The 20,946-nt window shown below is 64.6% G+C and carries 20 protein-coding genes; 10 read left to right on the top strand and 10 right to left on the bottom strand.

Annotated features, from left to right (window positions below):
* Nucleotides 1–217: 217 nt before the first annotated feature.
* From AC0MAZ_RS03835 to AC0MAZ_RS03805, 7 genes are all read right to left on the bottom strand, one after another.
* Entirely contained in the window at nucleotides 218–994 is a 777-nt protein-coding gene (locus tag AC0MAZ_RS03835) for an N-acetylmuramoyl-L-alanine amidase (RefSeq protein ID WP_232855476.1), read from the bottom strand.
* A gap of 84 nt (nucleotides 995–1,078) precedes the next feature.
* A complete protein-coding gene (locus tag AC0MAZ_RS03830; protein WP_254463868.1) occupies nucleotides 1,079–1,474 on the bottom strand; it encodes a hypothetical protein in 396 nt (131 codons plus the stop codon).
* 97 nt (nucleotides 1,475–1,571) lie between these two features.
* Nucleotides 1,572–3,569 carry a GGDEF domain-containing protein gene (locus AC0MAZ_RS03825; protein WP_475860244.1) on the bottom strand — a complete coding sequence of 666 codons (1,998 nt, stop codon included), beginning with the start codon at nucleotides 3,567–3,569 and terminating at the stop codon, nucleotides 1,572–1,574.
* 96 nt (nucleotides 3,570–3,665) lie between these two features.
* Nucleotides 3,666–4,517 (bottom strand): endonuclease/exonuclease/phosphatase family protein, encoded by an 852-nt coding sequence (locus AC0MAZ_RS03820; protein WP_475860242.1) that lies wholly within the window; start codon nucleotides 4,515–4,517, stop codon nucleotides 3,666–3,668.
* A gap of 12 nt (nucleotides 4,518–4,529) precedes the next feature.
* Nucleotides 4,530–5,165 (bottom strand): thiol:disulfide interchange protein DsbA, encoded by a 636-nt coding sequence (gene dsbA, locus AC0MAZ_RS03815; RefSeq protein ID WP_023629400.1) that lies wholly within the window; start codon nucleotides 5,163–5,165, stop codon nucleotides 4,530–4,532.
* Between the two features lie 382 nt (nucleotides 5,166–5,547).
* Complete coding sequence (locus AC0MAZ_RS03810; RefSeq protein WP_475860240.1) at nucleotides 5,548–6,165, bottom strand: c-type cytochrome; 618 nt, start codon at nucleotides 6,163–6,165, stop codon at nucleotides 5,548–5,550.
* Nucleotides 6,166–6,196: 31 nt separating this feature from the next.
* Nucleotides 6,197–6,499: a c-type cytochrome gene (locus AC0MAZ_RS03805; protein WP_050703202.1), complete on the bottom strand. Its 303-nt coding sequence runs from the start codon at nucleotides 6,497–6,499 to the stop codon at nucleotides 6,197–6,199.
* A 208-nt stretch (nucleotides 6,500–6,707) separates the two neighbouring features.
* Here AC0MAZ_RS03805 and yihA point away from each other — a divergent pair, with 208 nt between their 5' ends.
* Nucleotides 6,708–7,340 (top strand): ribosome biogenesis GTP-binding protein YihA/YsxC, encoded by a 633-nt coding sequence (gene yihA / locus AC0MAZ_RS03800; protein WP_203649117.1) that lies wholly within the window; start codon nucleotides 6,708–6,710, stop codon nucleotides 7,338–7,340.
* Between the two features lie 401 nt (nucleotides 7,341–7,741).
* On the opposite strand, the gene polA is transcribed toward yihA, so the two are convergent.
* Nucleotides 7,742–10,492 (bottom strand): DNA polymerase I, encoded by a 2,751-nt coding sequence (polA, locus tag AC0MAZ_RS03795; RefSeq protein ID WP_475860237.1) that lies wholly within the window; start codon nucleotides 10,490–10,492, stop codon nucleotides 7,742–7,744.
* 74 nt (nucleotides 10,493–10,566) lie between these two features.
* Here polA and AC0MAZ_RS03790 point away from each other — a divergent pair, with 74 nt between their 5' ends.
* Nucleotides 10,567–10,854 (top strand): DUF2782 domain-containing protein, encoded by a 288-nt coding sequence (locus AC0MAZ_RS03790; protein WP_050703199.1) that lies wholly within the window; start codon nucleotides 10,567–10,569, stop codon nucleotides 10,852–10,854.
* 71 nt (nucleotides 10,855–10,925) lie between these two features.
* Nucleotides 10,926–11,876, top strand: coding sequence for a homoserine kinase (locus tag AC0MAZ_RS03785; protein WP_475860235.1), 951 nt, complete (start codon nucleotides 10,926–10,928; stop codon nucleotides 11,874–11,876).
* A 111-nt stretch (nucleotides 11,877–11,987) separates the two neighbouring features.
* Here AC0MAZ_RS03785 and AC0MAZ_RS03780 read toward each other — a convergent pair whose 3' ends face one another.
* Entirely contained in the window at nucleotides 11,988–12,944 is a 957-nt protein-coding gene (locus tag AC0MAZ_RS03780) for a zinc ABC transporter substrate-binding protein (protein ID WP_475860233.1), read from the bottom strand.
* A gap of 18 nt (nucleotides 12,945–12,962) precedes the next feature.
* Here AC0MAZ_RS03780 and zur point away from each other — a divergent pair, with 18 nt between their 5' ends.
* From zur to AC0MAZ_RS03760, 4 genes are all read left to right on the top strand, one after another.
* Entirely contained in the window at nucleotides 12,963–13,448 is a 486-nt protein-coding gene (gene zur, locus AC0MAZ_RS03775; RefSeq protein WP_203649138.1) for a Fur family transcriptional regulator, read from the top strand.
* Nucleotides 13,445–14,218 (top strand): zinc ABC transporter ATP-binding protein ZnuC, encoded by a 774-nt coding sequence (gene znuC, locus AC0MAZ_RS03770; RefSeq protein ID WP_203649140.1) that lies wholly within the window; start codon nucleotides 13,445–13,447, stop codon nucleotides 14,216–14,218. Before zur ends, znuC begins: the two co-directional genes overlap by 4 nt.
* On the top strand, nucleotides 14,211–14,993 hold the full coding sequence (gene znuB, locus AC0MAZ_RS03765) for a zinc ABC transporter permease subunit ZnuB (protein WP_203649142.1): 783 nt from the start codon (nucleotides 14,211–14,213) through the stop codon (nucleotides 14,991–14,993). Before znuC ends, znuB begins: the two co-directional genes overlap by 8 nt.
* Before the next feature lie 129 nt (nucleotides 14,994–15,122).
* Complete coding sequence (locus AC0MAZ_RS03760) at nucleotides 15,123–15,830, top strand: PA5502 family lipoprotein (RefSeq protein ID WP_475860231.1); 708 nt, start codon at nucleotides 15,123–15,125, stop codon at nucleotides 15,828–15,830.
* 134 nt (nucleotides 15,831–15,964) lie between these two features.
* On the opposite strand, the gene katE is transcribed toward AC0MAZ_RS03760, so the two are convergent.
* Nucleotides 15,965–18,109, bottom strand: coding sequence for a catalase HPII (gene katE / locus AC0MAZ_RS03755; protein WP_475860229.1), 2,145 nt, complete (start codon nucleotides 18,107–18,109; stop codon nucleotides 15,965–15,967).
* A gap of 211 nt (nucleotides 18,110–18,320) precedes the next feature.
* Here katE and AC0MAZ_RS03750 point away from each other — a divergent pair, with 211 nt between their 5' ends.
* From AC0MAZ_RS03750 to AC0MAZ_RS03740, 3 genes are all read left to right on the top strand, one after another.
* Nucleotides 18,321–19,328, top strand: a complete 1,008-nt coding sequence (locus AC0MAZ_RS03750; RefSeq protein ID WP_475860228.1) for a methionine ABC transporter ATP-binding protein — start codon at nucleotides 18,321–18,323, stop codon at nucleotides 19,326–19,328.
* Nucleotides 19,328–19,999, top strand: a complete 672-nt coding sequence (locus AC0MAZ_RS03745; protein ID WP_050703190.1) for a methionine ABC transporter permease — start codon at nucleotides 19,328–19,330, stop codon at nucleotides 19,997–19,999. The genes AC0MAZ_RS03750 and AC0MAZ_RS03745 overlap by 1 nt, the downstream gene beginning before the upstream one ends.
* Nucleotides 20,000–20,063: 64 nt before the next feature.
* Nucleotides 20,064–20,834, top strand: a complete 771-nt coding sequence (locus AC0MAZ_RS03740; protein ID WP_232855468.1) for a MetQ/NlpA family ABC transporter substrate-binding protein — start codon at nucleotides 20,064–20,066, stop codon at nucleotides 20,832–20,834.
* The last annotated feature ends 112 nt before the right edge of the window (nucleotides 20,835–20,946 follow it).

Here is a 20,946-nt window from a genome sequence, read left to right as displayed (position 1 = left end):
TGAATACCAAAGGTATAGCAACTGAATCGGAGCTTGGCGCGGCCGCTGGGCATATGGATTATCAGGATTGATCCATCCCCTGTGTAGGAGCGGCCTTGCGCCGCGAAAGGGCTGCGCAGCAGCCCCGACAATCTTGAGTCAAGTTCAAGATCCTGGGGCCGCGCTGCGGCCCATTTCGCGGCACAAGGCCGCTCCTACAGGGTCAAGCTACTCAGTCTCACCGTTTGCGGTTGAGCACCTGCAACATCGCCGCAGTCTGCGCATCCGGCACACCGTCAAAGCGCTGCGGGCGGAAACGCATCTGGAAGGCGGCGATCACATGCCGGGTGGAAACATCCAGCTCGCCAGTCTGGTCGATGGCGTAGCCAAAGCGCGCCAGCTGCTGCTGGTACCAGGTGACACTCGGCGGATTGACCTCGAAATAGGCCTGTTGCCGTGCCACCGAGGCGGCATCCGGCCAGATGCCCAGGCCGGCATCGGCCAGGCGCTTCCAGGGGAACAGTGGGCCCGGGTCGAGCTTGCGCAACGGCGCGATGTCGCTGTGGCCGATGATGTGGCGCGGATCAATGTTGTTGCGCTTGACGATATCCTTGAGCAGCGCGATCAGCGCCTGCACCTGCGCTTCGCTGTACGGATGCCAGACCCGCCCGGTCGGCGTGTCGGTATACCCCTCGTTGACGATCTCGATGCCAATGGAGCTGGAATTGAGCCAGGTGCGACCCTGCCACTGGCTGTCCCCGGCGTGCCAGGCGCGGCGGTTCTCGTCCACCAGCTGATACACCGTGGCCGGGCCGTCACCGATCAGGTAGTGGCTGCTGACTTCGCCATGGGTCAGCAGGGCAAGGGAACGCTCCAGCGAGGCATTGGTGTAATGCAGCACGACGAACTGGATACGGCTGTCCTGGTTGGCCGAGGGATGGCTGCGGTCGATGCGCAGGCCACTGGAACAACCTGTCAGGGCCAGCAGGAGCAGGGCAGTGAAGAGTCTTTTCATTGCGGGAATACGTCATCAGGTAAGCGGCAACAGCGCTATAGTATAACGTGCTGACCGCTTGGCGTCAGAGTGCGTTGCATCCGCTCAGCGAATGCACATGACCAGAAACTCCAGAGAGTTGTCGCCGCTGGCGCCTTTCATGTCCACCAACTGCGTCATCACCGTGGCATGCGTGACCTGCGGGTTGCCAATAACCTTGGCCTGACCATGCATCTGCCGATCATGGCTGCTGGCATCGATTGGCGACACCGAGCAGTAGCCTGGGTCTTGCTGAATGATGCGTGGATTGAACTTGAGCGTGTACTGGGTGAAGTAATTGGGCTGCGCCCGGCGCTCGACCTCACTGATCCATTGGGGCCACTGACGCAGCACCGTGCCATCGGCACCCACGCGTGCGGTAAAGAACTGATCCTTGGCCATTGCACTTGTCTGGAAAACCAGGCCCAGCAGCAGCGGCATGATCAATCGGGTCATTTTCATTCTTCAAACTCCAGTCGTCGGTCTGTTGGCGAGGCGCTGAACAGTCAGCGCTCACCCGTAGTCTCAACGGTCCGGGAGTCAGAGAAGCGGTACTTGTTTATGCCTGCTCAACCCGATTGCGGCCATTGTCCTTGGCCCGATACAACGCCTCGTCAGCGCGCTTGAGCACCTGGTCGCTGCGCTCGCCGGAGCGGAAGGCGCTGATGCCAATGGAAGTGGTGATGACTACCCGCTCGCCCTTGAAGTGGAACGGGCAGGCTTCGATGGCCGCACGCAGTGCTTCGGCCACCTGCGCCGCTGCCGGCGGTGAAGTCTGCGGCAACAGCAGGACGAACTCCTCGCCGCCGAAGCGGGCGATGAAGTCGCGCCCGCGCAGGCGCTTGCGCAACTGCTCGGCAACGATCTTCAGCACCTTGTCGCCCGCCAGGTGACCATAGCCGTCGTTGATGCGCTTGAAATGGTCGAGGTCAAGGATGGCCATGGCCAGGTGACCGCCGTTCTCCTGCCAGTCGAGTACCTCGCGTTCGACCTGCTCACTCCAGGCTGCACGGTTGGGCAGGCCGGTAAGCGGATCAATCATGGCTTTCTGGCGCTGCTCCTCCAGGTGCTCGCGGTAACCGAGGGCCTCCTGCTCCATGCTCGCCACGCGTTCGGCCAGGCCTTGCAGGCGGCTGGCCAGCTCGTGCTCGCGGCGGTCGCGCTCATGCTGGTGATCGTCCATGGTCACCAGCAGGCCCTCGAGACGGTTCTCCAGGATGTGCTTGAGGCTGTCGACATCGACGGCGCCCTGCACGCTGCTTTGCAGGCCATCGACCTGCTCGCGCAACTGGCTGTCCAGCTCGCGGGCGGCGGAGCTGTTGTCGGCATGGCCGGCGCTGGCTTCGTGCAGATGGCTCTGGAAGGTCTCCAGGCGCTCGTTGAGCTGTTGCAGGTAGGCTTCGAACTCGTGCTGGCCACTGTCGGTGATCGCCAGCATGAGCACGGCCAGGTCATCCAGGACTGGGATCAGCTCGTACCAGTTCAGCCCCCGTGAAACCCGCTCACGCATCTCCAGGGCCTGGGCCTTGTGGCGCTCCGGCAGGCTGAGGTCATCGAGCAGGCCGATCAGGGTCTGCTCGATATGGGCGGCAACCTGGCTGTACGGTGGCTCGACCGCGTCGGGGAGAGCATAAGGGCCGTCTTCGCCGATAACCTCATCTGCCGCAGGTTCCAGCTCATCCGGTACGGGTTGCACGTCCTCGACAAGCGCCACGGGCTCAGCAACCGCTACGTCAACGGGCTCCACCTCTGCTTGAGGTTCGGCTTTCGGTTCGACAACGGGCACTGGCGTGGTTTCAACCAACGCTGGACCGGGCAGTTCAATTTCCGGCTCGGGTTCCGGTTCGGGCAATTCGGCAGGCGCGGTGTGCTCCTGCGCAGGCTCAGGCGCGACAGGCGGCACAGGTGCAAGAGCATGCAGTTCATCGGCATCCCTGGCCTGCGCCTCAGGCGCGATGACGGGAGACTCCTGCGCCGCAGGCACAGGTATTTCGACGGCCACAGGCGCAGGCACCAGCTCGCCCGGGGCCTCGTCACGGCCACCGAACAGGCGTTGCAGGAAACCCGGGCGGGCTTCGTCCTCGGGCTTTTGCACCGCGCTCAGGGCGCGCCCCTGCAAGCCGCTGAGCTCACCCAGCAAGGGCGGCAGTTCGCGGGACTGGCTGACCCCACCGTCGAGCTTCTTCGCCAGTTTTTTCAGCGGCCGCGACACCTCGCCCGGCAGCGGCAGGGTCTGCAGCTGGGTAACCAGTGCAGTCAGCGCCTCGCTGACCTGGTTCATGCGGGTCTCACGGCGCTGCTCGGAGTCGAGCACGGCTTTTTCCAGGCGTGGAATCAGCCCGGCGAGGCCGGCATCCATGTTGTCGCTGCGGATGACCTCGCGCATTTCCTTCATGCACTGGTCAACGGTCTTGTCGCTACCTTCAGCCGCCAGGGTGCTGCGCACCAGGCCACGGCGCAGCAGGTCGAGACGGGCTTCCCAGCGCCGCTCGAGCTTTTCCTGCTGCTCGATGCTCTTGAGGTATTTTTCTTTCCAGCGCTCGGCTTCTTCGGTCATGCCTGGATCCGCAACGGGTAGTGGCATCTAGTCCTGCAATCACTGGATTTCGGCGGAAAAGCCCAACACTTGAGTGCTGGATTCGCCCAGGCAGGACTAACTCAGGACCGGCAGCGTATCCACAGTCAGGGCATCAGGCAATCGGATCTCGACGGCAACCGGGAGGTGGTCGGAAATGGGCTGCGCCAACACCTCGACTCGCTCGAGTGTCAGGCTCGGGCTGAGCAGGATATGGTCCAGGCAACGCTGGGGGCGCCAACTGGGGAAGGTGGCCTCGACCTGGGGCGCGATCAGGCCCAGGTCACGCAGTGGCGAGTGCTCGATCAGGTCGTTGGCGTGGGTGTTCATGTCACCCATGAGGATCTGGTGGCGATAGCCACCGATCAGCTCGCGGATGTAGGCCAGCTGGCGGGCGCGAGTCTTGGCGCCAAGGGCCAGGTGCATCATCACCACGATCAGCGCGTCCGCGCCTTCGCCGAAGCGCACCAGGATCGCCCCTCGGCCGGACGGGCCGGGCAGGGGGTGGTCTTCCAGGTGCTGGGGCTTGAGGCGACTGAGCACGCCGTTGCTGTGCTGGGCGAAACGCCCGAGGTTGCGGTTGAGCTGCTGGTACCAGTAGGGGAAGGCGCCCAGATGGGCCAGGTGCTCGACCTGATTGACGAAGCCGGAACGCAGGCTGCCGCCGTCGGCTTCCTGCAGGGCCACCAGGTCGAAGTCGCCAAGCAGTTCGCCGATCTTCTGCAGGTTGCCGGCGCGCCCGTTGTGCGGCAGCAGGTGCTGCCAGCTGCGGGTGACATAGTGCCGGTAACGCTCGCTGCTGATGCCGACCTGGATATTGAAACTGAGCAGCCGCAGGCGACCATCTTCCGGCAGGCCGGTGGCCCGCAGGTGATGCTCGTTGACCTGCGGCTGGGGCAGGCCAATGCCTCGCGTGGCACGCAAGCGCATGGCGGTCGCCGCTTACTTAGCGGCGCGCTCCTTGGCGATCAGTTGGTCGGCGACGTTCAGCACGCCTTCCGGACCACCGGCAGTGCCCAGGTCGAAGCGGTACTTGCCGTTGACGACCATGCTCGGCACGCCGGTGATTTCGTACTTCTTGGCCAGCTCCTTGGCCTGGTTGACCTGGCCCTTGATGGCAAAGGAGTTGAAGGTGGCCAGGAACTTGTCCTTGTCCACGCCCTGGGTGGCCAGGAAGTCGGCCATGTCGTTCGGGTCGGTCAGGCGCTTGCGCTGATTCTGGATGGCGTCGAATACCGCGGCGTGAACCTTGTGCTCCACGCCCATGGCTTCGAGGGTCAGGAACATCTGGCCATGGGCATCCCATGGGCCGCCGAACATGGCCGGGATGCGTTTGAAGTTGACGTCCTTCGGCAGTTTTTCAGCCCAGGGGTTGATGACCGGTTCGAAGTGGTAACAGTGCGGGCAGCCGTACCAGAACAGCTCGACGACTTCGATCTTGCCAGGCACCGACACCTGAACGGGGTTGCTCAGCTCGATATATTCCTTGCCAGCGGTTGCAGGCTCCGCGGCCTGCACGGCGGCCATACCGAATACGCTGGCGGCGACCAGCGCGGCGCTGAGAATCAGTTTACGCATGCTTTACTCCTGAGCAGTCTTTGGTCGCCTCGACACGACCTGCGTATGACAGGTCGGGAAGGGCTCGAGTTCTGTAGTGTAACGGCTATGGACAGAAAAAAGGGCAGCCTTGGCTGCCCTTTTCATCTTTAGCGCTGATGCATTAACCGAGTGTTAACGCGGGGCTCACGCCCACCCGACCGGACCAAACTCAAGCCTTGAGCGATTCCTGTAGGAGCGGCCTTGTGCCGCGAAAGGGCTGCATAGCAGCCCAATATTCAGCATTGAGCAACGATCGCCGGGGCCGCTTTGCGGCCCTTTCGCGGCACAAGACCGCTCCTACCAGGGCAAGGGTGAATCCCGAACACCCTGGAGGGCAGTTGCCCTCACTAAGGCAACTGGATCAGTGCAGGCCCTGGATGTAGCTGGACAGCGCTTCGATGTCCTTGTTGCTCAGCTTGCCGGCGATGGTGCGCATGGTCATGGCGTCGCCGTCGTTGGTGCGGTTGCCTTCGCGGAAGTCGGTCAGCTGCTTGCCGACGTACTGCGCGTGCTGGCCGCTCAGGTGCGGGAATTTCGCCAGGGCGATGCCCGCGCCGTTGGGCGAGTGGCAACCGGTGCAGGCAGGCATGCCTTTCTCGAGGTCGCCGCCATTGAACAGGGCACGGCCGCGCTCGACCAGTTTCGGGTCGGCGGCGCCAACGCTGCCTTTCTGGCTGGCGAAGTAGGCGGCGATGTCGGCCAGGTCCTGGTCATTGAAGTTGGCCAGCATGCCGGTCATCTCCAGCACGGTACGCTTGCCGTCCTTGATGTCATGCAGTTGCTTGTTCAGGTAGGGCTCGCCTTGGCCGGCGAGTTTCGGGAAGTTCGGTGCCAGGCTGTTGCCGTCAGGGTTGTGGCAAGCCCCACAGACAGCTGTTTTGGCCTGACCGGCAGCAGCATCGCCTTTGATGGGCCCCGCAGCAGTTGCCGCACCTGCGACCCCCATGGTCAACAGCAGACTCACGAATAGTTTGTTCATCAGCTAATCCAACACGGCTAAGGGTGAAATGTTATGTATCGGGACTGCCGCTCATCCAAAGGATGACCAAACGGTAGTCCTCGGCACTGCAGTCCATGCACAATCCACGCGGCGGCATAGCCTTGAAACCCTGTGTAACATGTACCACCAGTTGCTCCATGCCTCGCGCCAGCCTTGGCTCCCAGGCCGCCCGGTCACCGCTCTTGGGTGCCTGGGGCAGTTGTCCGGCGTGACAGGCCGCGCACGTGCGGTTGTACAACGCCTCGGGATCCTGTGTAGCCTGTGCGCTGAAAAACGGCAGGAACATACCGACAGCAAGCAGCCATTTCGCCATGCGAAACGACCTGACAGGGTTGGGGGCCGCGCTGCGTTCTGTTGCGCGAGCTATTGTTCGACACCCCATGCTCAATTGCCTTCGCTGGGCGAATGAGCACACAAAAACTGGGGCATTATATACTTCCGCCAGCCAAACGGAAACGACACCGCTTGCCAGGCCTGGTCCTACGCCTCCAGCGCTGGGCAACACCCACATCGGAAATCCCATGCAAGTCAAGAACCCCATCCTCGGCCTCTGCCAGAAAGCCAAATTCGCCCTCAGCGCCGCCAAGGTCGAACAATGCCCCGAAGACCAGGGTTACGAGGTGGCTTTCGCCGGCCGTTCCAACGCCGGTAAATCCAGCGCCCTCAACACCCTGACCCATGCCAGCCTGGCGCGCACCTCGAAGACCCCCGGGCGCACCCAGCTGCTGAATTTCTTCAGTCTGGACGATGAACGGCGTTTGGTCGACCTGCCGGGCTACGGTTATGCAAAAGTGCCGATCCCGCTCAAGCAGCACTGGCAGAAACACCTGGAAGCCTACCTGGGCAGCCGCGAGTGCCTGCGCGGAGTGATCCTGATGATGGACACCCGCCACCCGATGACCGACTTCGACAAGATGATGCTCGACTGGGCCAAGGCCAGCGGCATGCCCATGCACATCCTGCTGACCAAGGCCGACAAGCTCACCCACGGCGCCGGCAAGAACACCCTGCTCAAGGTGCAGGCGGAAATCCGCAAGGGCTGGGGCGATGCGGCGACCATCCAGCTGTTCTCGGCGCCCAAGCGCCTGGGGCTGGAGGAGGCCTACGGGGTGCTGGCGGACTGGATGGAGCTGGAAGACAAGCCGGTGGCTTGAAGGCTGGTACAACTTCTGTGGGAGCGGGTTTACCCGCGAATGCGATGCCGGATTCACCGCCGCATTCGCGGGTAAACCCGCTCCCACAGGGTCTGCATCCAGCCCAAACGCCGAATTCCGGGCAAAAAAAACCCCGGACTTCGTATGGGGAGGGGGAAGTTCGGGGTCCAAGTCCGGACCGCTAGGGCGGGGTCCAGATATCTGCCAACACTTAACACAACATAGGAGCATCGAAAGGCTTCACCAGCCATTCAGTACCTCTGAGTGGCGGTTCACCGGTTTAGTTCCAAGCCCCTCGAAACTATTTGCGATAGTTTCATGAAACTCCCGATCTAAGGCCCGAGGCCAGCACCGGATCCGCGACACTACGCCGCAGATCCTACACAGCTTTCACGCAGCGTTTAGTGAGCTTCGTCCCAATTCGCGCCAACGCCTACTTCCACCAGCAGCGGCACGTCGAGTTCCGCGGCACCGCTCATGTAGCCACGAATTTCATCTTTCACCTGCTCGACCAGGTCCTCGCGCACCTCGAGCACCAGTTCGTCGTGCACCTGCAGGATAACGCGCGCATCCAGCTTGCTGTCGGCCAGCCAGTTGTCCACCGCCACCATGGCGCGCTTGATGATGTCCGCCGCGGTCCCCTGCATCGGGGCGTTGATCGCGGTGCGCTCGGCGCCTTTGCGCAGGGCCGGGTTCTTGGCGTTGATGTCCGGCAGGTACAGGCGACGGCCGAACAGGGTTTCGACGAAGCCCTGCTCGGCGGCCTGGGCGCGGGTGCGCTCCATGTAGGCCAGCACGCCGGGGTAACGGGCGAAGTAGCGGTCGATGTAGTCCTGGGACTGCTTGCGGTCGACGCCGATCTGCTTGGCCAGGCCGAACGCGCTCATGCCGTAGATCAGGCCGAAGTTGATCGCCTTGGCGCTGCGGCGCTGGTCGTTGGTGACATACTCGAGGGCGACGCCGAACACTTCGGCGGCGGTGGCGCGGTGCACATCCAGGTCATTGCGGAAGGCATGCAGCAGGCCTTCGTCCTTGGCCAGGTGGGCCATGATGCGCAACTCGATCTGCGAGTAGTCCGCCGCCAGCAGGCGGTAGCCGGGGCTGGCGACGAAAGCCTGGCGAATGCGCCGACCTTCGGCGGTACGGATCGGGATGTTCTGCAGGTTCGGGTCGTTGGACGACAGGCGCCCGGTGGCGGCCACGGCCTGCTGGTAGGAGGTGTGGATGCGTCCGGTGCGCGGGTTGATCTGCTCGGGCAGCTTGTCGGTGTAGGTGTTCTTGAGCTTGCTCAGGCTGCGGTACTGCATCAGCACCTTGGGCAGCGGGTAGCCTTGCTCGGCCAGCTCATCGAGCACCGCCTCGGCGGTGGACGGCTGGCCCTTGGCGGTCTTGCTCAGCACCGGCATGCCCAGCTTGTCGTAGAGGATCCCCCCCAGCTGCTTGGGCGAGCCCAGGTTGAACGTCTCGCCCGCCAGCTCGAACGCCTCGCGTTCCAGCTCGACCATCTTTGTTCCCAGCTCGCCGCTCTGCACCTTGAGCAGCGCGGCATCCACCAGTGCGCCCTGGCGCTCGATGCGGGCCAGCACCGGTACCAGCGGCATCTCGATGTCCATCAACACCGGCTGCACGCTGGGTGTCTCGGCCAGGCGCGCCTGCAGCGCGTGGTGCAGGCGCAGGGTGATGTCGGCGTCCTCGGCGGCATAGGGGCCGGCCTTGTCCAGATGAATCTGGTTGAAGGTCAGCTGTTTGGCGCCCTTGCCGGCGATATCCTCGAAGGCGATGGTGGAGTGGTCCAGGTACTTCTGCGCCAGGCTGTCCATGTCGTGGCGAGTGGCGGTGGAGTTGAACACGTAGGACTCGAGCATGGTGTCGTAGGCCACGCCGCGCATCAGGATGGCCGGGCTGCCGTTGGCCAGGATGTTGATGTCGTACTTGGCGTTCTGGCCGATCTTGCCCTTGGCCGGGTCTTCCAGCAGGGGCTTGAGGGCCAGCAGCACGGCGTCACGGTCGAGCTGGGCGGGGGCGCCTTCGTAATCGTGGGCCAGCGGCACGTAGGCGGCCTCGTGGGGCTCGACGGCGAACGACAGGCCGACCAGTTGCGCCTGCTGCGCGTCGAGGCCGGTGGTCTCGGTGTCGAAGGCGAACAGCGGCGCCTGGCGCAGCTTCTCAAGCCAGGCGTCGAAACGCGCCTGGTCGAGGATGGTCTCGTACTTCGGCTCGACCTTCTCGGCCACAGGCTCAACGTCGGCAGCAACGCTGTCACCGGCCTGGGGCGCGCTGCGCTGGACTTCGGCCACCCAGCTCTTGAACTCCATCTCGGTGTACAGCGCCAGCAGCGCCTCGCGGTCCGGCTCGCCGCAGACCAGGGCGTCCACTTCGACATCCAGCTCGACATCGCACTTGATGGTCGCCAGCTCGTAGGACAGGAAGGCCGCGTCGCGGTGCTCCTCGAGCTTGGCCGGCAGGGTCTTGGCGCCACGGATGGCCAGGGCCGGCACCTTGTCGAGGTTGTCGTACAGGTCGCGCAGGCCGCCGCCGATACCGGTCAGCAGGCCGACCGCGGTCTTCTCGCCAACGCCCGGCACGCCGGGGATGTTGTCGACCTTGTCGCCCATCAGGGCGAGGAAGTCGATGATGTGCTCGGGACCTACGCCGAACTTCTCGTGCACGCCGGCGATGTCCAGCACGCTGCCGGTCATGGTGTTGACCAGGGTGACGTGACCGTCCACCAACTGGGCCATGTCCTTGTCGCCGGTCGAGATGATCACCGGGCGGCCGGCGGCGGCGCTGCTGCGCGCCAGGGTGCCGATGACGTCGTCGGCCTCCACGCCTTCGACGCACAGCAGCGGGTAGCCGAGGGCGCGGACGCTGGCGTGCAGCGGCTCGACCTGCACCCGCAGGTCGTCGGGCATGCTCGGGCGGTTAGCCTTGTACTCGGCGAACATGGCGTCGCGGAAGGTCCCGCCCTTGGCGTCGAAAACCACCGCGAACAGGCTGTCCGGGTACTGCTTGCGCAGGCTCTTGAGCATGTTCAGCACGCCCTTGACCGCGCCGGTGGGCAGGCCCTTGGAGGTGGTCAGCGGCGGCAGCGCGTGGAACGCGCGGTAGAGGTAGGACGAACCGTCCACCAGGACGAGGGGCGCTTGGCTCATGAGGAGAATCAACCTTTTCGACGGGTCCGGCGCTAGAATAGCCGGATCAATGACGACAAAAGGACTAGGTTATCATGCGCACACCCATTCGCCTGTTACTGCTCGGTCTGCTGGCCACCATGCCGGTCGTCACCCTGGCGGCGGACGAAGCCCCATCGGCCGATCCCGATGTAACCATTCGCACGGAAGGCGACAAGACCATCCAGGAGTACCGTCAAAACGGCTTCCTGTATGCGATCAAGGTCACGCCGAAGAACGGCAAGCCTTATTTCCTGGTACGCGCCGATGGCTCCGAAGGCAATTTCATTCGTTCCGACCAGCCGGACATGCTGATTCCGTCCTGGAAGATCTTCGAGTGGTAAGCTAGTAACGCGTATCGTTCTTATCAACCAGGCACTTCCGGCGGAAGTGCCCGCATGGGCAATTCTTCAACATGTCAGTCTTCACCCCTGTGTCCCGGCCTGAGCTGGAAACCTTTCTGGCGCCGTACGAGCTGGGTCGCCTGCTCGACTTCCAGGGCATCGCCGCCGGTACCGAGAACAGCAATTTCTTCGTCAGCCTGGAAAAAGGGGAGTTCGTCCTCACACTGATCGAGCGCGGGCCGGCTGAAGACATGCCGTTCTTCATCGAACTGCTCGACGTGCTGCACGCTGCCGACATGCCGGTGCCCTACGCCGTGCGCGACCGCGACGGCAACGGCCTGCGCGAACTGTGCGGCAAGCCGGCTCTTCTGCAGCCACGGCTTTCGGGCAAGCACATCAAGGCTCCGAACAACCAGCACTGCGCCCAGGTCGGCGAGCTGTTGGCGCATATCCACCTGGCCACCCGCGAGCACATCATCGAGCGCCGCACCGACCGTGGCCTGGACTGGATGCTGGAATCTGGCGCCCAGCTGCTGCCGGGCCTGAACCGGGAACAGACAGGGCTGTTGCAGCCGGCACTGGCGGAAATCACCGCGCACAAGGCGCAGATCCTCGCCCTGCCCAAGGCCAACCTGCACGCCGACCTGTTCCGCGACAACGTGATGTTCGAAGGCACCCACCTGACCGGGCTGATCGACTTCTACAACGCCTGTTCCGGGCCGATGCTGTACGACATCGCCATCACCGTGAACGACTGGTGCCTGGACGAGCAGGGCGGCATCGACCTGCCACGCGCCCAGGCCCTGTTGGGCGCCTATGCGGCGCTGCGGCCGTTCGCTGCCGCCGAGGCCGAGCTTTGGCCGGTGATGCTGCGGGTGGCCTGCGTGCGCTTCTGGCTGTCGCGCCTGATCGCGGCGCAGGCGTTCGCCGGGATGGACGTGATGATCCATGACCCGAGCGAGTTCGAAGTGCGCCTGGCGCAGCGCCAGCAGGTGGCATTGCGCCTGCCGTTCGCCTTGTAACCGCGTCCGCTTCTTCGCGGGTAAACCCGCTCCCACAGGGACCCCGCTGACTTCAACTTCGGCGCGAAGCCTGTGGGAGCGGGTTTACCCGCGAAAGGGCCAGCCCAGGCGTTAGAGCTGTTCCAGGCAACCGGCCAGGTCGCTGCCCAGCTTCTCCAGCAAGCGCTCATAACCCCTGGCATCCACCGCATCGCTCCCACCCAGCGCATCCAGCTCCGCCAGGCGCACCGGCAACCCGGCCGTCAGCGTCTCGGCCAGGCGTGGGCGCAGCGGCGGCTCGCTGAACACACAGGTCTTGCCCACCGCCTGCAGGCGCTTGCGCATCGCGGCGACGTGTTGCGCGCCCGGCTGCACTTCCGCGGCGACACTGAACACCCCGGCGTGCTTCAGGCCATAGGCGGCCTCGAAGTAATCGAAGGCTTCATGGAACACGAAGTACGGCTTGCCGGCGATCCCCGCCACCCGCTGCTTGATCCGCCCATCCAGGGCATCCATGCGCTCGATGAACAGCTTGAGGTTGGCCTGATAGCGCGGCGCATTGGCCGGGTCCGCTGTCGCCAGGTCACCGGCCATCTTCGTCGCGATCACCCGGGCATTCACCGACGACAGCCACAGGTGCGCATCGAGGCTGCCCGGACGGTGGTCATGGTCGTGATCGTCGTGGTCTTCCTCGTCATGGGAGTGGCTGTCCTCGCCGAAGTGACGCAGTTGCAGGCCCGACAGCGACTGCACGGCCACGGTCGGCTTGGCGCGGCTCTTCAGCACGCGGGGCAGGAAGCCTTCCATGTCCGGGCCGATCCAGTACAGCAGGTCGGCATCGGCGACCTTGCGCACGTCGGAGGGGCGCAGCGCGTAGTTGTGCGGGGAGGCGCCCGGCGGCAGCAGCACGTCAGGGCTGCCGACACCGTCCTGAACGGCGGCGGCAATCTGCTGCAGGGGCTTGATGCTGGTCAGCACGCGCACGTCGGCGTGGGCCGAAAAAGCGATGAAAGCGACAAACAGGGCAAGGAATCGGGACACGGTGGATACTCGGGTCGTCAGAAACAGGTAACATAATAACGTCTCCATCCTGAACCGTCGCTGCCCATGTCCATCACGCCGCTGGCCCACCGTCCCCACGATCATTCCCACTGCGTCCACAGTGCGCTGGCCGAGGCCGACGCGCTGTGCAACCGTCAGGGCCTGCGCCTGACCGCCCTGCGCCGCCGCGTGCTGGAGCTGGTGTGGCAGAGCCACAAGCCGCTGGGTGCCTACGACATCCTCGCCGTGCTCAGCGAGCAGGACGGCCGCCGCGCCGCGCCACCGACCGTCTATCGGGCGCTGGACTTCCTGCTGGAGAACGGCCTGGTGCACCGCATCGCCTCGCTCAACGCCTTCATCGGCTGCAGCCATCCCGAGCATGCGCACCAGGGCCAGTTCCTGATCTGCCGCGCCTGCCATGTGGCCATCGAGCTGGAGCAACACAGCATCAGCGACGCCATCGTCAGCAGCGCCAAGGCCGTGGGCTTCGCCGTCGAGACGCAGACGGTCGAAGTGGTCGGCCTGTGTGGCAACTGCCGGGGCAAGGCATGAGCGACGCCCTGATCCGCCTCGAGCAGGTCGGCGTCAACTTCGGTGGCGAAGCGGTGCTCGACAGCATCGACCTGGCCGTCGCGCCGGGGCAGATCGTCACCCTGATCGGCCCCAACGGCGCCGGCAAGACCACCCTGGTACGCGCCGTGCTCGGCCTGCTCAAACCACACCGCGGCAAGGTGTGGCGCAAGCCGAAGCTGCGCATCGGCTACATGCCGCAGAAGATCCAGGTAGACGCCACGCTGCCGCTGTCGGTGCTGCGCTTTCTGCGCCTGGTGCCCGGGGTAGACCGCGCGGCAGCCTTGGCGGCGCTGCAGGAAGTCGGCGCCGAGCAGGTGATCGACAGCCCGATCCAGACCGTCTCCGGCGGCGAGATGCAGCGCGTGCTGCTGGCCCGCGCCCTGTTGCGCGAACCCGAGCTGCTGGTGCTGGACGAGCCGGTGCAGGGCGTCGACGTAGTCGGCCAGACCGAGCTGTACAACCTCATCACCCGCCTGCGCGACCGTCATGGCTGCGGCGTGCTGATGGTCTCCCACGACCTGCACCTGGTGATGAGCGCCACCGACCAGGTGGTCTGCCTCAACCGCCACGTCTGCTGTTCGGGCCATCCGGAGCAGGTCAGCAACGACCCGGCCTTCGTCGAGCTGTTCGGCCAGAATGCCAAGAGCCTGGCCGTCTACCACCACCATCACGATCACAGCCACGACCTGCACGGCTCGGTGATCGCCCCTGGCGCCCATGTCCACGGAGAGCACTGCAAGCATGGCTGATTTTCTTCTCTACGCCCTGCTTGCCGGCCTGTCGCTGGCACTTGTCGCCGGCCCCCTGGGCTCTTTCGTGGTCTGGCGGCGCATGGCCTACTTCGGCGACACCCTGTCCCACGCCGCGCTGCTCGGCGTGGCGCTGGGCTTTGCCCTGGACGTCAGCCCGGCGCTGGCGGTGACCGTCGGCTGCCTGTTGCTGGCGATCCTGCTGGTGACCCTGCAACAGCGCCAGCCACTGGCCTCGGACACCCTGCTCGGCATCCTCGCCCCCAGCACCCTGTCGCTGGGCCTGGTGGTGCTGAGCTTCATGCACGATGTGCGCATCGACCTGATGGCCTACCTGTTCGGCGACCTGCTGGCGATCAGCACCACCGACCTGGCCTGGATCCTCGGCGGCAGCGCGCTGGTGCTGGTACTGCTGGCGATGTTCTGGCGGCCGCTGCTGGCGGTCACCGTGCACGAGGAGCTGGCGAGGGTCGAGGGCCTTCCCGTGGCCGGCCTGCGCCTGGCGCTGATGCTGCTGATCGCCGTGGTGATCGCGGTGGCAATGAAGATCGTCGGCGTGCTGCTGATCACCTCGCTGCTGATCATCCCGGCCGCCGCGGCACAGCGTCACGCCCGCTCGCCAGAGCAGATGGCCGTGGGCGCCAGCCTGCTGGGGGTTACCGCGGTCTGTGGCGGCCTGGCGCTGTCCTGGTTCAAGGACACCCCGGCCGGCCCTTCGATCGTGGTCTGTGCGGCAGTGCTATTCTTGCTGAGCCTGGCGTTGCCGAAACGCTGAGATTCCAGGGCGCCTGCTGACGCGCCCTGCAACCTTTTCATCGCTTGCAGGTCTGACAAGACCAGTTTTCGAGCGTGCGCACCTGGGTGTAGACTTGCTCGCTTTTTGCGCAAATAGAGAGTCGCAGGAATGAAGCCGTTCGCCTCACGTTATCTGCTTGTTGCCGCGTTTTCCCTGTTCCTGGCCGCCTGCTCCAGCAAGCCGGCCGAGCAGCCGGTCGCGCCTGCCCAGCCGGATGCCTGGCAGCAGCTGGAACAGAGCATTGCCAGCAACGAGCTGGTCACCGCCGAGGACCAGCTGGCCGCGCTGCAGGCCCAGGCACCAGGCGATGCGCGCCTCGAGCCGCACCAGCGCCAGCTGGCCGAGGCCTACCTGCAACGCAGCCGCATCGTCCTGCAAAAGGGCGATGTGAATGCCGCCGCCACCGCGCTGGCCCGCGCCCGGGCGCTGATGCCCCAGGCACCGGCCCTGACCGGTGGCGATGCCATGGCCCAGGCGCGCAAGGCCGAGCTGGAAAAGGCCGAGGCAGCGCTGAAGGCGGCCGAGTCCAAGCCCAAGGCCCGAGTCATCGACCCGACCGCGCCCAGCACCGTCGTCGCGTTGAAGACCACCGACAGTCGGGCGATGCGCCGCCAGTTGGATGACATCGCCGCCGATGTGGTGAACTACCAGTGCGAGGTGGTGTTCCAGGTCCCGCGCACCCAGGACGCGCCGTGGCTCAAGACCCTGCTGGAGAAGCGCGTGCGCAAGCTCGACAGTGGTTTCGAGCTTGAGCAGAAACATGAGATCCAGCGCTCGCTGCCGGCGCAGGTGGTCTTGATCCCCCATCAGCAGTGAACAATCGCGGGGCAAGCCCGCTCCTACAGGGGTTATGCGATCCCTGTAGGAGCGGGCTTGCCCCGCGAAAGGGCTGCAAAGCAGCCCCGGCATTTCCAAGCCGAGCACCATATCGACACTGAAAGGGCTGATTCCTACGCTGGTATCGCCTCTGCAGCCGCCTCCCGCGCCCACACCCGATGCCCTTCGAGCGCCTTGAAGAACCCATCGAACGCCTTCTGCCCGTCCCCCAGCAACAGCCCCGCATCCTCCTTCAGCCCCAGCTTGTTCAGCAACAGCTTGCCCTCGCTGGTCACCCCAATGGGCTTGAGGTGCTTGTAGGCCTCCAGCAGGAAATGCCTGGCCACGCCGCTTTTCTCCAGCGCCTCCAGCGAAGCCTTGCCCGCCGGCACCCACACGCCATCGAACATCACCGACGGCATGCCTTCCATGGAGGCATCCACCGGCAGTGGCGTGCCATCGGCAGCCTTGACCGGTGCCGAGGTCGGGCCCAACAGCACGGGGCGGGCGCTCTTGGCCTCCAGCGCCTTCACAACCTTGTCGACGCTGCCAGCATCCACGCCATCGGCAACCAGAATGGCGACCTTGCGCCCACTGATGCCGATCCCACCGGGATGGCTCATCTGGCTCAAGGCCTTTGACTGCGAGGGCTTGCTGCCTTTCACCTTGACCGTGCCGGCCTTCGGCGCCGGCAACCCGAGGTTGGTCGCCACCGCCGCCGCCAACTTGAGGTCGATGTTGGCGAGGATCTCGTTCACCTCCCGAGCGCGAATCGCCTCGCGCTCGACCTTGCCCAGCTCGAAGCTGTAGGCCTTGATGATGTGCTGCTGCTCCGTCGGGCTCATGCTCTGGAAGAACAATCGGGCCTGGGAAAAATGATCGCCGAACGACGCGCTGCGCTGGCGGATCTTGTGGGCATCGATACGCTCCCCATAGCTCTCGAAGCCACCGTCCCGCGCGGCGGGCGGCGTCTCCTGCGGCCAGCCGCCATCGATCGAGTTGGGCTCGTAGGCGGCGCGTCCCTTGTCGAGGGTCATTCGGTGCATGGCATCGCGCTGGCTGCTGTGGTTGGGAGCGATGGGGCGGTTGATCGGGATTTCATGGAAGTTCGGCCCGCCCAGGCGGCTGATCTGGGTATCGGTGTAGGAGAACAGCCTGCCCTGCAGCAGCGGGTCATTGCTGAAGTCGATGCCAGGGACGATATGCCCCGGACAGAAGGCGATCTGCTCCACCTCGGCGAAGAAGTTGTCGGGGTTGCGATCGAGCACCATCCTGCCCAACGGTGTCACCGGAACGAGTTCTTCGGGGATGAGCTTGGTCGGGTCGAGCAGGTCGAAGTCGAACGTGTGCTCATCGGCTTCAGGGACGATCTGCACGCCCAACTCCCATTCCGGGTAATGCCCGGTCTCGATGGCCTCCCACAGGTCGCGGCGGTGGTAGTCGGTGTCCTTGCCCGCCAGCTTCTGCGCCTCGTCCCACAGCACCGAGTGCACGCCCTGGCGCGGTTTCCAGTGGAACTTGACGAAACTGGCCACGCCCTCGGCGTTGACCAGGCGGAAGGTATGCACGCCAAAGCCTTCCATCATCCGCAGGCTGCGTGGGATGGCGCGGTCGGACATGGCCCACATGACCATGTGCGCCGACTCCGGCACCAGCGAGACGAAGTCCCAGAAGGTGTCGTGGGCCGAACCGCCGGTGGGCATCTCGTTGTGCGGCTCGGGTTTCACCGCGTGGACGAAGTCGGGAAACTTGATCGCGTCCTGGATGAAGAACACCGGCATGTTGTTGCCGACCAGGTCGAAGTTACCCTCGTCGGTGTAGAACTTCACCGCGAAGCCCCGCACGTCACGCACCGTGTCGCCCGAGCCGCGTGGCCCCTGCACGGTGGAAAAACGCACGAACACCGGGGTGATCTTCTCGGGATCCTGCAGGAAACCGGCCTTGGTCAGTTCGCCATGGCAGCCGTAGCTCTGGAAATAGCCGTGGGCGCCACAGCCCCGTGCGTGGACGATGCGTTCCGGTATGCGCTCATGGTCGAAGTGGGTGATCTTCTCGCGCATGATGAAGTCTTCGAGCAGCGAAGGCCCACGGGCGCCGGCCTTGAGACTGTTCTGGTTGTCGGCGACCCTCACGCCCTGGTTGGTGCGCAGCGCCTGGCCGCTGGCATCGCTGCGAAAGGCTTCCAGGCTCTGCAACTTGGCGTTGGTGTTGGCCTTGTCGGGGGTTTCGGTGCCCGCGACCGGGCTCGGCTGCGGCGCCTGCGGCTTCTTGCTGGGCATCTTCGGCTCTCCTCATCAGTACTCGGGCTTGTTCAAGTAGATGACTGGAAGGCCGTCGGATGCGTTCAATCGGATTGCCGACCGTCGCGATATGCCGATTGGATTGGAGCATTGCGAAATTAATGCTAAGAACAGGCAGGGGAAAAGGCTAAAATGCGCGACCCCGGCTAACCGCTGACCCAAATTCCATGCGCCCCACAAGGTTCGCTCAGTGATCGAGTTTCAAAATGTCCACAAGACCTACCGCGTCGCCGGTAGGGATATCCCGGCCCTGAACCCGACCAGCCTGACCATCGAAGATGGCCAGGTGTTCGGCCTGATCGGCCACTCCGGTGCCGGCAAGAGCACCATGCTGCGTCTGATCAACCGCCTCGAGGAGCCGTCCGGCGGCAAGATCGTGGTCGACGGCGAGGACGTCACCGCCTTCGACGCCAACCAGCTGCGCCGCTTCCGCCAGCAGGTCGGGATGATCTTCCAGCACTTCAACCTGCTGGCGTCCAAGACCGTCGCCGACAACGTCGCCCTGCCGCTGGTGCTGGCCGGCGAGTTGCCGCGTGGCGAGATCGACAAGCGCGTCACCGGACTGCTGGCCCGAGTCGGCCTGTCCGAGCACGCGAAGAAGTATCCGGCACAGCTGTCGGGCGGACAGAAGCAGCGCGTCGGCATCGCCCGCGCCTTGTCCACCAACCCGAAGATCCTGCTGTGCGACGAGGCCACCAGCGCCCTCGACCCGCAGACCACCGCCTCGGTGCTGCAACTGCTGGCCGAGATCAACCGCGAGCTGAAGCTGACCATCGTGCTGATCACCCACGAGATGGATGTGATCCGCCGGGTCTGCGACCGCGTGGCGGTGATGGACGCCGGGCAGATCGTCGAGGCCGGCCCGGTGGCCGACGTGTTCCTGCACCCGCAGCACGCCACCACCCGGCGCTTCGTCCAGGAGGACGAGCAGGTCGACGAGAACGAGCAACGCGACGACTTCGCCCATGTGCCGGGCCGCATCGTGCGCCTGACGTTCCAGGGTTGCGCCACCTACGCGCCGCTGCTGGGCACCGTGGCCCGCGAGACTGGTGTCGACTACAGCATCCTGGCCGGACGCATCGACCGCATCAAGGACATTCCCTATGGCCAGCTGACCCTTGCCCTGATCGGCGGAGACATGGACGCGGCATTCGCCCGCTTCACTGCAGCTGACGTACATATGGAGGTACTGCGTTGATGGACGCCCTGAATTTCTTCGCCAACGTCGACTGGGCCGAAATCTGGCTGGCCAGCATCGACACCATGATCATGCTGTTCGGCTCGCTGTTCTTTACCGTGCTGCTGGGCCTGCCGCTGGGCGTGCTGCTGTTCCTCTGCGGGCCGCGGCAGATGTTCGAGCAGAAGGGCGTCTACGCGCTGCTGTCGCTGGTGGTGAACATCCTGCGCTCGCTGCCGTTCATCATCCTGCTGATCGTGATGATCCCGATCACCGTGCTGATCACCGGCACCTCGCTGGGTGTTGCGGGGGCGATTCCTCCGCTGGTGGTGGGGGCCACGCCGTTCTTCGCGCGCCTGGTGGAAACCGCCCTGCGCGAGGTGGATCGCGGCATCATCGAAGCCACCCAGTCGATGGGCGCCACCACCCGCCAGATCATCACCAACGCCTTGCTGCCTGAGGCCCGTCCGGGCATCTTCGCGGCGATCACCGTCACCGCCATCACCCTGGTCTCGTACACCGCCATGGCCGGTGTGGTGGGCGCGGGCGGCCTGGGTGACCTGGCCATCCGCTTCGGCTACCAGCGTTTCCAGACCGACGTGATGGTGGTCACCGTGGTCCTGCTGCTGATCCTGGTGCAGGTGCTGCAGAGCGTCGGTGACAAGCTGGTCGTGCATTTTTCCCGTAAATAACCCCAATGGGGTCGGCCTGGCCGACCCGTTCGGGGGCCGTCGCGGCCCTCACAAGGAGTGATCAATGAAGAAGCTGCTTGCTGTTGTCGCCGCCGTCGCGGCCTTCTCGGCCCACGCCGAGACCCTGACCGTCGCCGCCACCCCGGTGCCGCACGCCGAGATCCTCAAGTTCGTCCAGCCGCAGCTGGCGAAGGAGGGCGTGGAGCTGAAGGTCAAGGAGTTCACCGACTACATCCAGCCGAACGTGCAGGTGGCCGAAAAGCGCCTGGACGCCAACTTCTTCCAGCACCAGCCGTACCTGGATGAGTTCAACAAGGCCAAGGGCACCCAGCTGGTCAGCGTTGCCGGCGTGCACCTGGAGCCGCTGGGCGCCTACTCGAGCAAGTACAAGAAGCTCGACGAACTGCCATCCGGTGCCACCGTGGTCATCCCCAACGACGCCACCAACGGCGGCCGTGCCCTGCTGCTGCTGGACAAGGCTGGCGTGATCAAGCTCAAGGACAGCAACAACATCCTGTCGACCGTGAAGGACATCACCGGCAACGACAAGAAGCTGAAATTCCGCGAGCTGGAAGCGGCCACCATTCCACGCGTGCTGACCCAGGTCGACCTGGCGCTGATCAACACCAACTATGCGCTGGAAGCCAAGCTGAACCCGGAGAAGGACGCCCTGGTGATCGAAGGCAGCGATTCGCCCTACGTGAACATCCTGGTGGCGCGTCCGGACAACAAGGACGCCGATGCCATGAAGAAGCTGGCCGCGGCCCTGCACTCGCCTGAGGTGAAGCAGTTCATCACCGAGAAGTACAAGGGCGCGGTGATTCCGGCGTTCTGATCTGACATCCCTGGGGCCGCGTTGCGGCCCTTTCGCGGCACAAGGCCGCTCCTACAGAGTACGGCCTTGTGCCGCGACGGCCTGCGCAGCAGGCCCGAGGATCGAATGCCAA

This window comes from Pseudomonas sp. A (assembly GCF_056270345.1).
The sequence above is the reverse complement of the archived record's forward strand: the minus strand, read 5'-3'. Positions and strand labels throughout refer to the sequence as shown.